At 40.5% G+C, this 17,469-nt stretch carries 9 protein-coding genes; 2 read left to right on the forward strand and 7 right to left on the reverse strand.

Going from position 1 to position 17,469, the window contains the following annotated elements:
- Nucleotides 1-19 precede the first annotated feature (19 nt).
- From OQ279_RS06100 to OQ279_RS06120, 5 genes are all read right to left on the reverse strand, one after another.
- A complete protein-coding gene (locus OQ279_RS06100) occupies nt 20-3,142 on the reverse strand; it encodes a glycoside hydrolase family 2 TIM barrel-domain containing protein (protein WP_266068965.1) in 3,123 nt (1,040 codons plus the stop codon).
- A gap of 306 nt (nt 3,143-3,448) precedes the next feature.
- Nucleotides 3,449-4,927: a Gfo/Idh/MocA family protein gene (locus tag OQ279_RS06105; RefSeq protein ID WP_266068966.1), complete on the reverse strand. Its 1,479-nt coding sequence runs from the start codon at nt 4,925-4,927 to the stop codon at nt 3,449-3,451.
- A gap of 284 nt (nt 4,928-5,211) precedes the next feature.
- Nucleotides 5,212-6,684, reverse strand: a complete 1,473-nt coding sequence (locus OQ279_RS06110) for a sialate O-acetylesterase (RefSeq protein ID WP_266068967.1) — start codon at nt 6,682-6,684, stop codon at nt 5,212-5,214.
- A gap of 149 nt (nt 6,685-6,833) precedes the next feature.
- On the reverse strand, nt 6,834-8,495 hold the full coding sequence (locus OQ279_RS06115) for a beta-N-acetylhexosaminidase (RefSeq protein WP_266068968.1): 1,662 nt from the start codon (nt 8,493-8,495) through the stop codon (nt 6,834-6,836).
- Between the two features lie 52 nt (nt 8,496-8,547).
- Entirely contained in the window at nt 8,548-9,687 is a 1,140-nt protein-coding gene (locus OQ279_RS06120) for a sialidase family protein (protein WP_266068969.1), read from the reverse strand.
- A gap of 471 nt (nt 9,688-10,158) precedes the next feature.
- Here OQ279_RS06120 and OQ279_RS06125 point away from each other — a divergent pair, with 471 nt between their 5' ends.
- Complete coding sequence (locus OQ279_RS06125) at nt 10,159-12,858, forward strand: glycoside hydrolase family 20 zincin-like fold domain-containing protein (RefSeq protein ID WP_266068970.1); 2,700 nt, start codon at nt 10,159-10,161, stop codon at nt 12,856-12,858.
- 162 nt (nt 12,859-13,020) lie between these two features.
- Here OQ279_RS06125 and OQ279_RS06130 read toward each other — a convergent pair whose 3' ends face one another.
- Together OQ279_RS06130 and OQ279_RS06135 are read right to left on the reverse strand one after the other, a co-directional pair.
- Nucleotides 13,021-15,393, reverse strand: coding sequence for a glycoside hydrolase family 2 TIM barrel-domain containing protein (locus tag OQ279_RS06130; RefSeq protein WP_266068971.1), 2,373 nt, complete (start codon nt 15,391-15,393; stop codon nt 13,021-13,023).
- Between the two features lie 82 nt (nt 15,394-15,475).
- On the reverse strand, nt 15,476-16,201 hold the full coding sequence (locus OQ279_RS06135; RefSeq protein WP_266068972.1) for an NUDIX hydrolase: 726 nt from the start codon (nt 16,199-16,201) through the stop codon (nt 15,476-15,478).
- Between the two features lie 104 nt (nt 16,202-16,305).
- On the opposite strand from OQ279_RS06135, the gene galK reads away from it, so the two are divergent.
- Entirely contained in the window at nt 16,306-17,466 is a 1,161-nt protein-coding gene (galK, locus tag OQ279_RS06140) for a galactokinase (RefSeq protein WP_345598872.1), read from the forward strand.
- The last annotated feature ends 3 nt before the right edge of the window (nt 17,467-17,469 follow it).

The raw sequence follows: 17,469 nt of genomic DNA on the forward strand, positions 1-17,469 counted from the left end.
CTACTGCTCAACCAAAAATTTACAGCGGCTTAATAATATAGCTGTAACTGTAATTTTTAAAGGGCATACGGTATTTTTCTAAGGCTAAACTTCCCCAGCTGTTAATACCAGCAACACCCATTTGTTTTAAATCAATATCCAGGTAGGTATGTTCCCCTTTTTTCAAGAGTCTGGAATTTTCCTGTCCTTTTTCTGAAGAAGGATACAGTTGTTCCTTAGAGTAAGGTAAAGCCGAAACATTTAGCAGGTCTTCAGTAAAACCTACTTTAATACCTGTATTACGTCCATTTGAGATCTCGGCCCAACGCACATCTGTTTTATTGCCAGATTCCTGTGGCCTTATATAAGGATGGTATTGCTCTTCTACACTTCCTTTGTAGATGCCAACCATGGCGCTAAATTTTCGGTCTTCATAACTCTCCCATGGGCCACGACCATACCATTTAAAAGTGTCAAATTTCTTCGGAAGCAATAACTCATTCCCGAATTTTAACAACATTTCATGATTTCCTTTCACGGCTTCAAAATTATTATCCACCTTGAGTACGCCATCATCGAAGATGGTAGTAACCTGGGTCAATTTGGCATCTCCCTGTAACACGTCATAAATAACTTTAACCTGAGTGGCACCTTCTGCATTTTTACCATGCGTAAACTCTACAACTTCAAGTTCAGGCTGCTTTAGATAATCAAGCTTCCTGTTTAGTCCGCCACCAAAGTCGTTATCAACCAGGGGTCTAAAAAGGCTTAATTGCGGACCTTTTTCTATCAGAACATCCCTTTTGTATTTATAATCTGAAAACCTTCCGGTTGTTTTATTAAAACTAATTGAAAAAGAACCTTTTGAAAAGCTTACCAGGTCACCTTTTTCTTCAACTTTAAAATCTACAGCTTCTAAAACCTGGTTTTCAGAAACAGGAGGAGTAACAGCAAACTCGGCTTCGGCTAAAAGAGTACCGGGGGCTACAAAACCTTCTTCCTGAGCAAGTATACCGGTAAAATGCAACCTGTATTCTGCTGTCGTATCTGTAGGCACACTAAAAGGAAGCTCTACTGCAACTGTATTTCTTGGAGCTATAGAAAAACTTCCTAATTTTTCAGATTTTACCACTTCTCCATTTTTGAGTAATTCTACAGAGAATTCATAATTAGAAAGATCCCGGAAGAAATATTTATTGAAGATCTCTACTTTCTCTTTATCTTCAGTTAAACTGAAACCTACTTCCTGGTATACCTTGCGCACCTCATACGCGTGTGGATTCCAGCTACGATCGGGCATAATAACTCCATTTATTAAAAAGTTGTTATCACTTGGAGTACCTTCAGGCCCCCAGTCGCCGCCATAGCCAAACACCTTTTTTCCATCTACCTCTTTGTAAATTCCCTGGTCTACCCAATCCCAAATATATCCTCCCTGTAGTTGAGGGTATTTTTCTATAACCTCCCAGTACTCTTTAAAGTTACCAAGGCTATTTCCCATTGCGTGAGCATATTCACTCATAATGTATGGGCGATCGGGGTTGCTTTGTGCCCAACGCTCCATAGACGCCGGGTGAGGGTATTGAGGTACAATGATATCGGTATTCCACTCGGTAGTAGAACGTTCGTATTGCACCGGCCTGGTAGGATCAAAGCCTTTAAGCCAGTTATAGGCTTTATAAAAATTATACCCATTCCCTGCCTCGTTTCCAAGGCTCCAGGCAACAATCGAAGGATGGTTTTTATCCCGCTCTACCATTCTTTTGATTCGCAACATGTGGGCATGCTCCCATTCAGGATCGTTACCTAAAGTGCTTTCAGGTTCGTAATACATCCCGTGGGATTCAATATTGGCTTCATCAATAACATAAAATCCGTATTTGTCGCACAACTCGTACCAGTAAGGATCATTTGGATAATGAGAAAGTCTCACCGCATTCATGTTGAGCTCTTTCATAATACGAATGTCTTCGCGCATCTGCTCCCGTGTCATTACATGAGCAGTTTCTGGGTGAGATTCGTGGCGGTTTACGCCTTTAAACCAAACAGATTTACCGTTGACTAAAAACTGATATCCGTCTATTTCATAAGATTTAAAACCAACATTGGTGTGAATCACCTCCTTCACCTTTCCTTCGGAATCTAAAAGTGTTAATTCGAGAGTATACAAATTTGGTGTTTCAGCCGACCAATGGTGTACATTCGGAATTAATTCTTTGAACTGAAGCACTGTTTTTCCAAGCTTCCGCTTAAGACCAATTGTCTTTTGTTCAGCTTTATAAATTTCATTGTGAGAAGCGTCAAAAAGTTTAACTACTACTGTATTTTCTCCCTGATCTTCATCAGTATGGTTCCAAAGCTCCAGGTCTACTGAAAACTCTCCGTCAGTATAATTATTGGTTAATCCACTTTTAACAAAGAGGTCGTAAAAATGCACTTTTGGACGGGCGTATAAATAGACATTTCTTTGAATCCCACTAATGCGCCAAAAATCTTGCGCCTCCAGGTAACTGCCGTCACTCCAGCGACGCACTTCTATAGTAATCTGGTTCTTACCAGGTTTAACAAAATTGGTAAGTTCATATTCAGATTCCAGTTTACTATCTTCACCTAAGCCCACATACTCGCCATTGACATAGAGTCTAAAAGCCGATTTTACAGCTCCCAAATGGATAAATACCGGCATATCACTCCAGTTTTCAGGGAGTTCTATCTCCCTGCGGTAAATACCTGCAGGATTTTTTTCATTTTCAATAAAAGGCGGATTTGGATTCTTAACGGCAAATTCAAAAGGGTGGTTCACATAGATTGGTGTTCCATAGCCATTAAATTCCCAGTTTGCCGGCACCTTAAAATCGTCCCAGCCCGAATCGTCAAAATCTACAGCCTCAAAATTATCGGGAAGATTATTATAATGTTCGGTCCAAAAAAATTTCCAGGTTCCGTTTAGGTCAAGAAAACGGTTAGAAGCTTCTTTGTTCCTCTCTTGGGCTAATTCTTTGTTTTCATAAGGAAAATAAGCAGCACGCATAGGGAGCCTGTTTTCTGCCTGCACATTTGGGTTCTCAAATATTGGATCGGGTTTACGATCTTGTGCAATCACAAGTTGGAATACTGAAAAAAAAGCCAGTATTACTGTTGAGGTACTTCTAAATAAACGCATGGACATAGAGGTTAATTTTGATTTAATTAGGGGTTAGCTTCGGAAAAAATATTCAGTTGAAATGACATTTTTGGAACCTCCGGGTATTTTCCATTCCAGCTGAAGTTTTTGTTTCTTCCCACATCATCATACCACAAACCAACAACCAAAATAAATATAAAATTAGGATGCACTTCTTATAAAGTTCCTGTCCTGTACCAGGACAGGAACTATTACAAGGGATACACGAAAGTACATACTAAGGAGGTAAAAACACATCTGGTTACAGAAAGACTTTCATTTAAAATTTAGGAAACTTAACAGCTCCTATTCAACAGATAATTGCTTGCTGTTTGCTTTTCTATCTAAATTTCTTACTCCGGTAGTACCTCCGCCTTCTAAAGTTAAATTCACAGGTTTGTTAGTTTTCCAGGCCCCACGAGTAAAATCTGGTACTTCAATAGAATTAGATTTATTGGCAATAGACCATTCACTCAATGAAGTTATACTACTCCAGGCAGCGGCATCATAAACATCCATATCCATGGGAAGTCCATTTCTAAGACAGTCAATCAACCTCCAGTCCATCATAAAATCCATCCCCCCATGGCCGCCAACTTTTTTAGCCATTTCTCCAACTTTACGTACAATTTCGGGAGTATATTTCTCTTCAAGTTCTTTCATTTTATCTGCATCGGCGATCTCATGACCAAAAGCAATGTGCTGTAAAGGCCATTTTTGGGCGAAACACTTGGTACCGCTTAACATATGAATACGGGAATAAGGTCGGGGTGAACTAATATCATGCTGAATCATGATGGTACGACCCTTATTAGTTTTGATAAGCTGGATGTCCATATTTCCCCTCATATTGGCTCCCACAAATTGTTTTAAATCGGGGTTTTTTTCAGCTTCTTCTTCAATTCTTTTGCTCAGGGTAAAATCGTCACTCATTATAGAGGTAAGAAAGTCCATCTTATCTCCTCTATTAATATCCATAGCCTGACAAATTGGACCTAAACCATGAGTAGGATATACGTTGGCATGACGTTTATTTTCCTTGAGTCGCCAGTAATTATCATAAGCACCATCGGTCATTTTATCATCCTGAGGCCGGTTAAAGTGCCAGTAATCAAGATCGTGGATATACGCCCCTTCCCCATGTACAAGATCTCCAAAAACACCCTGCCTTGCCATGTTAAGGGTCATTAACTCAAAAAAGTCATAGCAGCAATTTTCAAGAATCACACAATGTTTGCGGGTTCTTTCAGAAGTTTCAACAATTTGCCAGCATTCCTCCAGGGTACGTGCAGTAGAAACTTCAACAGCCGTATGCTTACCGTTTTCCATAGCTTCAAGAGCAATGGGTATGTGCCATTCCCAGGAAGTAACAATATACACCAGGTCAATATTATCACTTTGGCACATCTCTATATACCCCTTTTCACCATTTACGTATTCAGCTGCTTTTGGTAATCCGGCTTTCTTCAGTATTTCCTGTCCTCCATCAACAGCAGCCTGCCGGGTATCACAAAGCGCTGTAATTTCTACACCTTCAATAAAAGTCATTCTCTCTACAGCCCCTGCCCCACGATCTCCAATCCCCACAATCCCTATCCGAACAGTATCAAGTGCAGGTGCAGCATAACCCGACATATTAAAATTCATAGCCGGCCGCCTGCTTGCAGCAGCTTTAATTTGCGATAATTTCTCCTCGCTGGCACAGGATTTTAAAAATGCCCCGGTAGCAATAGCGCCCGATCCAAGGGCCATATTTCTTAAAAACGATCTGCGATCTGCACTCATAATAGATATTTTTATTTATTGTTGATTTTTTCTTTGCTGAAGAATGGTTAATTAATGATGAAACCTGATTCTCAAAAATATAAAAAAGTATTAAAATATTCGATAATGAAAGTTAAAATTTCATTTTAGTAAGAAAATTAAAAGAATAAAAATTTCGTTATCTTATTTAAAACTTAAAAATCAATTTTATTCCCTGAAGGCTTTAAAGTTTTAATACATTCTATTAGTCCATTTTGTAAGGTGTCAAAAATGACATTTTAGGAGTCTCTATTTACGCTTGCTGTTTAATCTACTCCAATTTGAAAAGTGGAAGCCGGCAACTGCTCACTGTTCATAAGGTTTCCTGAAGAATAGGGAAGCCAGCCATAGTATATCATTTCAGGCTTTTGAGAGGTTTTTATAATGATTCTGGTCCCGTCGATTATACCCGGTACAGGATGTTTTCCGTTTAAAGAAAAACCTTGAACGGCTTCTTCCCCTGGCGTTTTTAAGCCTCCTGCGGTGTGTGCAAAATTGATGATCACTTTCCCCTGAGAATAGGACGCCCCTATAGGTAAAGGACCAGAAACTTCAATATTCTTGTTATAATCATTGCGCAATGCCCACCGCGCCAACCTTTCACCTATCACTTTTTTGTTGCGTGGATGTACATCATTTTTGTTACCCACATCACTACTTACCGCCATGCCAGCATGTTTTATTTCCTGTAACAGAAGCCGTTGCAGATTGCGAAACAGTGGCCAATACTGCGACTTATAATTGGTAGTATCTATAGAAGAAAGCTGTACCCAATAAAAAGGCAGGGAGTTTTGATGCCATTTTTCCCGATAACTTTTAATCAGTAATTTCTGTAATTGGGGGTACTCTAAAACTCGTGGTAACTCCTGAGCATTACTTTCTCCCTGATACCATAAAACGCCTTTTATGGGCATATTTACAATAGGCTTGACTCCAGATTCATAGATAAATCCGGGTTTGTAAGCGTGATTGGCCCCTGTTTGGTTACTATACAAAGCAACTCCTCCAACATTTTGCTCTCCTCTTTCTCTAACCCAAACGGGTAATTCGTCATTTTCGAGCCAATTCCCAGAAATTTTATTTCGAAACTTTCGGTCTTTTAAAAGCGTTTCTTCGGAAATGAAGGCTTCGATTGGAGCACCACCAACAGCTAGATTTATGAGGCCTACCGGAATGTTTTCATGTTGAAGTATTTCTTTTCCGAAGTAATAGCCTACAGCACTTAATTTCGCCACCTGCGGCAGTGCACTCTCCTCCCAGCTACCCCTAAAAAAACCGGCAGGATGCAGTTTTTCAAGATCTTCTTCAGAGTATTTTTCACCATAAATACCTTTACCAACATATTGTGGATTATAAAAGCGAAGTGCAGAACCAGCGAGCTGTTCCTTTTCGGTTTCATAATGCATCTCCTGCCCCAGCGACCATTCCATATTTGACTGACCCGCTAACAGCCACACATCTCCAATGAGAATATTCGAATACTCCAAAGAATCGGTTTTGGTGTAAACCGATAAAACCCGGGGGACGGCATTGCCCGGCAAGGCTGAAAAAGAGACCTGCCAGGATGAATCGGCACTGGTTTCTACTTCTTTCACTTCTGAAGAAAATTTGACCTGTACAATTTCTCCAGGGAGGTATTCCCCCCATATAACAATGGGCATGTCTCGTTGCAACACCATATTATCTGAAAAGATATATGGCATGGTAACCTGGGAATACCCAGTTAAATGGAGAGCCAAAAATGTCAATATTGTGTACCATTTTTGAAATAAAAATTTACTCTTGATCATCATATAGCTTCAGGATATTATAAAAAAACTCCTGTTCATTGAAAGTTGAAAATTTCGCTGAACAGGAGTTTTTAGACTCACATCAAACAAGTGTAGGGTTATTGTTGTTTACCTTCTGTTAAATTTTGCTCCTCTTCAAATACATGAGTGGCATAGTTATAACCAAGCGCCTCATAACGCTCTTTCATTACCTCCAGTCTTGACAGGAAGCCTTCCCAATCTTTTTTCGCAGAGGGTGTCCAGTTCACTTCAGATAAAGCTGTGAGCCGGGGTAAAACCATGTATTCTACATGATCGGTTGTTTTTATATATTCTGTCCACAAATTTGCCTGAGCTCCTAAAATATGCTTTGCTTGCTCTTCTGAGAGTTCTTCTGGCACAGGGTTGAAAGAATAAACTTTTTCAACAGGCACAAAACCACCTATTCCCAGGGGTTCATCTTCATTTTTGGACTGATAATAATCAAAATACAGGTGATCGTTAGGGGTCATTACTACATCGTGACCCTGTTTAGCCGCTTCTATACCACCTTTAGAGCCTCTCCAGGACATTACTGTGGCATTAGGTGCCAAACCACCTTCAAGGATCTCGTCCCAACCTATAATTTGCCGACCATTTTCATTAAGAAACTTTTCGATTCGTTGTATAAAATAACTCTGTAATTCATGTTCATCCTTCAAACCTTCACGTTTGATCACCGCCTGTGCCTGTGCACTCTCTTCCCACTCCTTTTTAGGAGCTTCATCTCCCCCAATATGTATATATTCACTCGGGAACAACTCCATCACCTCTGTAAGCACATCTTCCAGGAACTCAAAAGTTTCTTCTTTAGGAGCAAAAATTGTAGGAAAAACACCCCATTTAGTTTCCACTTCATAAGGTCCTGTACCATTCCCTAACTCCGGGTATGCAGCTAAAGCGGCTGTAGCATGGCCGGGCATTTCAATTTCTGGAATTATCGTAATGTGCCTGGCTGCAGCGTAAGCCACTATTTCTTTCACCTCCTCCTGGGTATAAAAACCTCCATATTCTTTTCCGTCATTTTCATCCCAGTTCTTTTCAACCATAGTCCCTTTTCTTACCGAACCTATTTCAGTAAGTTTCGGATATTTTTTAATCTCAATACGCCAGCCCTGATCTTCGGTTAAATGCCAGTGAAAACGGTTCATTTTATGTAGCGCGAGTAAATCGACATACTTTTTTATAAATTCTACCGGGAACATGTGACGACCCACATCCAGGTGCATTCCGCGATAAGAGAATTGAGGAGCATCTTCTATTTCAACAGCGGGGATAGTCAAACTTTCAACTTGTCCTACTTCAGCTGATGGAGGCATCAACAAGCGTAAAGACTGAATTCCGTAAAAAACCCCTTGTGGTGTTTTTCCGGAAATTTCTATTTGATCAAAGCTAACCTTCAGCCTGTAACCTTCTTCTTCCTGAATTTCAGAATCAAGTTTGAGAACAATGACATGATCATTTTTTTCTGTAGAAGTTGTAGTTTCTATCTTAAACCCTGAAGCTGTAGAAAGCATCTCAGCCAGGAAAGCAGCCTCTTTAGATAGCGTATCTTCTGTAACAATGTGTGTGTTGTCATCTACTAAAAACCTGCCCTTCGCGGTGTTCATATTAACAGGAAGTGGTATTATGGCATAGTCTTCAGGAGTATTTTCAACGTCTTTAAACTCCGTGTATGATTTCCCTGTTTCACAAGAGCTAATCATAATTAGTAAAAGTAGAAATGGTAAAATATTTTTCATATCAATAAATTTAGAAACGATTTAATCGGCAAAAATTGAATTCTATAATAATTTATTCTTTGTTAATACTGTCTTCACCATTAGTCAGCCATTCCAAAGAAAAGCTGGTAAAAGAGTTCTCTTTATAATCATCTTTTTCAAAAAAGACTCCTATTTCACCATTTTCAAGTATTGTCATCGACGAATATGCCGCACCACCTGTATAAATAGTTTTCCCTTCACTCCAGGTTTCACCTTCATCATAACTAATTCTAACCGTTAAATTCTTACGAGCTTTTGCATCGTTGGAATTGGAAAATAAAAGCCTGTTTTTATCGTCTCCATCCTCAACAGAAGTATAACGGAGAATACTGGCATTGTTTCCAGGATCCACAAGGATTTCTTCGGTTTTTGTATTCCAAGTTTTTCCTTTATCTTCCGAAATATGTACATAACGGTGACCTTCCCCTGTATTCACACGGGAGTTGATCATATAATCTCCATTACTTAGCTGTATTACTTTAGACTCATCGGCCGGTGTTACAGGAGAGTCGATAAGGAACCAGGTGTCTCCATGATCGTCGCTGGCAAATAAATAAACGCCTTCTTTTAATCTTACAAGAGTGTGCAATAACCTTCCTTCTGAAGTTTGAATACCCCTGCCCGAAGTAATAAACTTAAAATCGTTGTGCCATTCTTCTTTGGAGATCTGAGCAGTGATATCTTTGGGGCTGGTCCAGGTTTTCCCATTGTCGCTACTTTTCATAACATGCAAGTAGTACACATCCTTTTCTTTATCCAGGTCCATATAATTGTAGAACAGGAAAACCTCCCCGGTTTGTTCATCGACAATCATTGAAGGGTCTGAAGCTGACCGGCCTTCGGGAAAATCTATGACGGTTTCTTTAGTGGTCCAGGTCTTACCGTTATCGGCACTTCTACGCTGCACAATATTTATATTCCCACTACCACGAAGGTCTGCACAGGAAGGAACCCGTTCATCAATAGCGGCAATTAAATCTCCATTTGGAGCTGTCACCAATGCCGGAATACGATAACAGGAAATATCCGGATTGTTTTCTGCACTAAAAAGATTGTGAAACACCAAATCCTTAGATATATTTTCTTGTGACGGCTTGGGTGTTTTAGAGGAAGTGAACGAATTGCAGGCACTAAGAGCAGCAAAAGTCAAAATAAGCAGAGGCTTTTTCATTATAGGCGATTTATATATGTAGGGTATAGAATTTAAAATTTATGACACCAACCCTCCTTATGGAGATGCAATTAAAACCTGAAAATTTTGCCTGAGATAACCTTCAGAAACTCAAAGATAGCATTTAACTCAAAAATTCCGTTAAATTTGAAAACAATTTCTTTTGTATCCTTTTTATTTTAACTTTCGAATTACTTGTAGATAGAAACTATTATCTTTATTAAAGATTTAAACAAAAGTTTTAGTGAATTTCTTTTAGTGCAAAAACTGAAAGAAGTACTTAAAAATATAAAGACTCAGAAGGACTTGATTAACAGTTTAGCAAGGTTAACAAAACTTATAAAAATAAAATAATAGCCTGAAGTATCTCCAAATACCAAACAACACCCTCAGCCAATTTTTGAATTTCATTTATAGTCTACATCGCGAATGAACCATAGCAGATTACTTTCAACTTACAACCTTCACCTCATGAAGGAGAGAACCAGGTTTATTTTTAGTCAGGGAGCAATATTCTTTTTACTTGTTTTAATATCACAACAGGTTTTGGCTCAAGAGACGGTTTTAATTCCGAAACCTCAGAAAATAAACCAAAAAACCAGCCATAGTTTTAATCTTAATAATTCCAGGGTCTGGACCAATGAAACGGCTCATAATAATTTTACATTAGAACAATTAAAAAAAGTATTTTCAGAAAAAGCACAGGCAAAATTATCGACTGTAAAAACAGCCAAAAAAGCTGATATCATTCTCTATTCTGCAAGTGAAGGGGCTGTTTCCATTCCAAAAAATTTACTTCCTTCTTCCGAAGTTCTTCAGAAGATCGGCCCACAGGGCTACTGGCTCAAAATAGATGATAAAATCCGCATAATTGCCAATACCTCTCAGGGGCTTTTCTATGGGGTTCAAACCTTGAAACAACTTCTCAAAACATCAGAAGAAAATGCCCTTTTTGAAACTGAAATTATAGATTGGCCTGCCCTTGAATATCGAGGCTGGATGGATGATATTAGCCGCGGCCCCATCCCTACTTTAGACTATGTAAAGAGTGTGATCAAAACGCTTTCAGAATATAAACTGAATTTTATAAACCTGTACACCGAGCACACCCTTCGCAATGAAAAATTTGCCGATATCGCACCTCCTGATGCCTTTACCCCAGCAGAAATTACTGAATTAGAGAAATTTGCCGCTCCATATCACGTCTCCATTATAGGCAATCAACAGGCATTCGGACATATGGAAGAGATCCTGAAAATTCCCTTTTACAATAATATTGCCGACACTAAATGGAATTTGAATCCGGGTAGTCCTGCAACTTACAAGTTTCTTGAAACCTACTTAGGCGATGCTGCCCAAGCCTATGAACATCCTTTTTTCAATATTGGAGCCGATGAAACAGACGGACTGGGTTCAGGGAAAGCAAAAGATTTGGTTGATTCTTTAGGAATGGAAGCCGTTTATGCTATGCATATTAATAAACTGGACGGGATTTTGAAAAAGTACGGTAAACGCACTATGATGTGGGGAGACATTGCGGTAAACCATCAGGAAATTATTGAACAGCTCCCAAAAGATCTCATTATCCTCTCCTGGGGCTATGACCCGCGAGACAGTTTTGATGAAGCTATTGTACCTTTTAAGGAGTCAGGTTTTGATTTCATGGTAGCTCCAGGGGTGAGAAGCTGGAGCGAGATCTATCCCAACCTGGATGTCGCGGTTAAAAACATCGCTAACTACGTGCGCGACGGGAAAGAATATGGTGCCATGGGAATGATAAATACAGCCTGGGATGATGATGGCGAAACCTTGTTTAATGCTAACTGGCACGGAATGATTTGGGGAGCAGAAATGTCCTGGAACCCTATTTCCAGCCAGGAAGAAGAGCAGGCCAGCCGGGAAAGACAGAACCGGCGTGAAATATTTGAAAAGGGAGTAGATCAATTCTTCTTTGGGGTCACCGGGAAGTCAAGTGTAATGAAAAGCCTTAATAAATTTGCACAGCTAAGAGAAATCCCCGTGTTTTCAAGTATGGCAAATGCCTCTACCTGGAGCAGTATTTACGAGTTTTATCCCGAAGAAGAAACAGCATCAATTGCGGCTGCGAACCAGAAGATGCTCAAAGAAGCGAATAAGTTAATGCTTGAACTGCAGGAAAAAACCCGGCAGGTAAATACCAATAAAACAGCAGTTAGGGTTGCAGCTTTGGCAGCACAACGTGCCGCTTACACTGCCAAAAAGAACCTGTTTATATTAGAATTACAGAAACTTTATAACAACAAAGAAGGGGTTAACCTTAAGCTAATAAAACAAAAAAGGGAGGAATTACTAGACGAACTTCACCTGCTAAAAATAGCATATGTACAGGCCTGGCAAGAGGAAAACAGAGCTTACTGGCTCGATGAAAACCTGAAAAAATACGATGCACAGGCGCAGGATTTGTTAGACATAGAAACTCATGTTTTTATAAAAGCGGGGCAGGCCATTCAACCTGGCGAAATGAAAATAGAATTAAACAGCCTCTTCCCTCTAACTAAATTGCACTACAGCCTTGATGGTAGTGAACCCACGAAAGACTCCCCCGTCTTTAATGGAAATCTGAGTATAAATTCTAACACCCTGGTACAGGCAAGAGGATATAATGATGGTAAAGCCGGAGAAATCTCTTCAAGATTCTTCAATGTTCATAAAGCGCTGGGTGTTACTCCAAAAATAAAGGGCAGTTACAGCACCGCCAACCCTGCCTATACAGCTGGAGGTCCAACTGGCTTAACCGACGGACTCAAAGGTTCCGAAAATTTTGCAGATGGCCGCTGGCAGGGTTATGCCGGCCAGGATGTAGAAGTGGTACTCGATTTGGGTGCCCCAACTGAAGTAAATGAAATTTCAGCCGACTTTTATCAGCGTTTAATTTCATGGATTATGCTGCCAAAAAATGTAGAATTTCACGCGTCTAAAGACGGAAAAAATTACCAAAAAGTAGCTCAGGCAAATAGTCCTTTAGATGAAAAAGATCAGGGTTTAATAATTCAGGAGTTTTCTTCTGGGCCTTTAAAACTAAAGACAAGATTTCTCAAAGTAAAAATAAATTCCCAGGGAATGTTACCCGAATGGCATACAGGAGCCGGCAAACCAGGCTTCATTTTTATAGATGAGATTGTGGTTAAATAATTAAGAAAATCAATAAATCAGCTGTCTTGAAATTCATGGGAAATGATTCTAGATTTTATGACAGCCTAATTTATTGTTACAGGTATATCTTCCATCTGCTGAGTCCTTCAGCAGAAAAAAATGAACTATTCTGAGATTAGATCATAAAAAAATGAGGCTCACTTACTCGACCTTAATTTTGCTAACAGGTATACCCTCTGCTCTAGCTTCAATAGTTACAGGAGCTTTAAATTCTTTTGTTCTTAAAAGGATCGTGGCAATACCGGCTTCGGCTTTAACCGGATTTTCGCCAATGAGTTCGGCATTTTCTCCGGAAGTGATCTCAAAAGTCACCGGCAAACTGGCGTTGTGAACCAGGGTTCCGTTTTCATCCAGGAGTTTGGCATAGACAAAAACTACATCTGAAGTCTCCCGTGCAATCTCCTTTCCCGAAATATCTACCGAAAGTGCCATTTTTGACACCTCGCCCGGCGTGCGTACCAAATGTGTGGCGACTTCTTTCCCGTCAATGAATCCAACTGCTTTTAATTCCCCCGGAACAAATTCAGGAATCGAAAAAGTGTATGGCGGATACCACAGTTCATCTGAAAAGGACGTGCGTGTCGGTTTCTTTTTCTCAATAAGTTCGCCGTTCAGGTATAAAGCCACTTCTTCAGCATTGCTGTATACAGTGATATCTGGGGCGGAATTAGGCTGCCAGTAGTTGGCGATATACACCATAGGTTCTGAAAAATTCCCCTGATATGGCGGCTTCTGACTCTTATAAAAGTAGTAACTGAATTTTGGGATCCTGAAAATATCTGAAATCCCTGAAGCTTCAAGATCATTGGCATATCCGCGGTTATAATCGAACATGAGCCAGTTGGACATTCCAATGGTTTGTTCGCCCTTTAAGTTTGAATTTGTGGCTTCCTGAAAATTCAATGCCTGCTGTAAAAGCATTTTTTCACCGGCAGCTCTAAGCTGTCTGCTGGTACGCTCTTCTTCCTTAAGATCGCCAAAAGCCTTCTGGTTAAAACCGGCATTTTGCGCGTAATATTCCCAGTCGCCATATTCAGCAATTAGAATCGGGCGATTGGGTGTGTTATAATCATTCCAGTAGTTAGGCGGCTGTGCATGTTGCCGCGCCGGAATAAACAGGTCATAAGCCGGATGATCTATCCAGCCGGCACTAAAAGTATTGTCATAAGGCAGTTCGGCTTTAAGGATTTCATTGGCTTCCACCATAAATGCTTCAGTCATTCCCGATTCATTCAAAGAATTTTCCCAAAAAATGACGCTGGGATGATTGCGATCGCGACAAACCATATCCTTTACATTCTGCAGCGCATTTTCAGCAAATGTTCCTTCCTCAAAATACTGCCAGCCGGGAATGGCATTCATCACCAACAAGCCCAGCTCATCACAGGCTTTCAAAAAAGCCGTGGCATGTGGATAATGTGAAAGCCGCACGAAGTTGAAACCTGCCTGTTTAATTTTGTAGGCATCGCGATAATTGGCTTCATTAGAAATGGCGTAACCAACGTAAGGATATTCCTGGTGGCGGTTGGTGCCATTAATGAACAATTCCTGGCCGTTGAGATAAAATGCGTTTCCGGTAAGTTCGATCTTCCTAATCCCGGTGGTGATGGCCTGCCGGTCTATAACTTCTTCGCCTTCCAGAACTTCAACTTCCAGTTCGTATAAATTCGGATGAGAAGGGCTCCAAAGCTTCGGATTTTCTACGGAAACTTCAGCGGTAAAATGTTCATCCCCGCCGGAAGCCAGTTTTTTATAAGGTGTCAAAAATGTCATTTTCACGCCTTCTTCCGAAGTAAAAATGGCACGCACTTTCAGTTCTTTTTCAGCTTCAGCATCATTGACAACATGCACTTTTACAAATCCGGAAGCTTTTTCCGAAGAAACGCTATCGAAATGCACTAAAATTCCGCCGCCGTTCACCTCTTTTGCATAAACGGGATCTGAAATATGTACCAGATTGGTCTTTATGAGCTGCACATTGCGATAAATGCCGCCATAAAGGTTAAAATCGAGATCGGCCAGCGGTTTTCCGGGAGGAATGGTGGCGTCATCAACATTAATGACCTCTACCTGTATGATGTTTTGGGAATTATTCTTCAAAAAAGGCGTTGCGTCGACAGTAAAAGGAAGATAACCGCCTTTGTGCGTCTTTACCAGAGAATCGTTGATGCTCACGCGCGCCTCCTGCATTATGCCTTCAAAATGGAAAAACCACTTCTCATTTTTGACCTTTTCAACAGGAAAATCTTTGCTGTAAAGCGATTTTCCCTGCCACTGGTCATTCACCACCAAAGGCTCGATCTTTACAGAATGAGGCAAAACCACTTCTTCTACAGGTCTTTCTGTTAAACCTGAAGGATCTTCGCGGTAAAATTTCCAGTTGTTGTTAAAGTTGATGACCTGTCGGGGAAGCTTCTGCTGTGCCCCTACTTTTTTGGAAGGAGGTAGGGACTCGCAACCAAAAAAAGTAAGGGATAAACAGACTAAAATGATAGCTTTTAACTGTTGTTTCATACAGCAGTTTATAAATGTAAATATTACCATTATTTTTGAAATTAAAAAGACTTTTTAGAAAAAATTTCTTCTGAAGAATTTCCTATAGCACGCCGAAGTCGCTTCCGCCTTTTATGAGGTCGCTGTAGCGTTTGTGGTCAAATTTATAGAGAAATGCACCGCGTTTTGAGGAAGATTTATCTTTTTCATCAAGTTTTACAAGCACATTATGAGAGAAAACTTTTTTGCGGAAGTTGCGGGTATCGAGCTCCCTTTGAAAAATAGCCTCGTACACACTCTGAAGCTGCGGGATTGTAAATTTTTCGGAAAGTAATTCAAACCCCAATGGTTGGTACCGGGCTTTATTTTTGAGTTTTTCAAGAGCGTCGGCAACCATTTGTTCATGATCGAGCACCAAAGGAGGTAGATCGTTCACATCATGCCACACCGCTCCATGTTCTTTTACCAGCTCTTTATCGTATTCATTGAGCCTGATGAGGGCATATTGCCCTACCGAGATACACCTGTAGCCGGGATCTCTGTCTACAGCGCCATACACCTTCAGCTCTTCCATGTAGACCTCTTTGAGTCCTGTGATCTCCTCGAGCACCCTTTCGGCAGCAGCCGAAACGTCTTCATCAAGCTTCACAAAACTTCCAATGAGCGACCACTGCCCTTCTAAAGGCGAAACCCTTCTTTTAAACAACAACAGCTTTAAACTTCCGGCGTCAAACCCAAAGATGATACAATCTGTCGCCACCAACATCTTCTCGCTTTGCTCATAGAACTTTCTCGTGACAGCCGGCAGCCCCTCTTTTTCTTCGTACATTAACAGTGATATTACTTACTACAAAAAAACCATTTTTTTTCGGATTAAAAAATGATTGTACGATATACAATTATTAACTTTGAGAAAATTAAATTTTCAGCATTGTGAAAAATATAACGGAAGATACCGTACCAGAACCTTTCAGAAATTTTAAAAAAAAATTCACGGTATATGCCCCCGGCAGGATCAATCTTATTGGTGAGCATACAGACTATAACAATGGTTTTGTGCTGCCTACAGCAATAGATAAGACCATTAAGCTGCACTTTAGAGCCAACCACACTCCCTACACCTGCAACGTGTACAGCAAAACTTACCAGAAATACTTAAAATTTGATCTCCGGCAAATCTCCAGAAGTGATGAAGAGTGGGAGAATTACATTTTAGGGGTGGTCAACGAAATACAGAAACTTGGGGAATATCCCGAAGGTTTTGATTGCATTATTGAAAGTGATCTACCCGTGGGTGCCGGCATAAGTTCTTCTGCTGCGCTGGAATGCGGAGTAGCCTTTGGCCTGAACGAACTCTTTCACCTCGATCTTTCCCGCCAGGCCATAGCCGAACTTTCGAGGAATGCCGAACACAATTATGTGGGCACAAAATGCGGGATTATGGATCAATATTCTTCGATTCTAAGTAAAGAGGGACATCTCATTTTGCTTGACTGCCGCAATCTTGAAGCTACTTATATTCCGGCCGATTTTGAAGGTCACAAACTGCTGCTTTTAAATACTGGAGTTTCACACAGCCTTGCCTCGAGCGAGTACAACACCCGCAGAAAAGAATGTGAGGAGGCCGTGAAATTTATAAACCAAAGATACCCCGAAGTTGCCTCGCTAAGAGACGTTAACCTGGCACGCCTGGCCGAATTTAAAGACACCCTGCCCGAGCTGCTTTACACCCGGGCCCATTATGTGGTTTCAGAAAATGAAAGAGTGCTTAAAGCCGTAGAAGCTATGAAGCAAAAAGACCTCGAACAATTTGGGCTGCTCATGTACCAGTCTCACAAGGGCTTGCGCGACGAATACCAGGTGAGCTGTAAAGAACTGGATTTTCTGGTAGATCTCACTACCGAATATGCTCCGGTTAAAGGTGCGAGGATGATGGGCGGCGGCTTTGGTGGCTGCACCATTAATTTAATTGAAGAAAACGCTATTGAAGAGTTTATAAAAATTGCTTCGGAAGCATATCAAAAGGAATTCAACATCACTCCTGAAGCTATAGTCGTATCACCCGAACAGGGTACCTACCTCATCAAAAATTAATAT

It is taken from the genome of Salinimicrobium profundisediminis, from assembly GCF_026241755.1.
In the GTDB taxonomy this organism is placed as follows: domain Bacteria; phylum Bacteroidota; class Bacteroidia; order Flavobacteriales; family Flavobacteriaceae; genus Salinimicrobium; species Salinimicrobium profundisediminis.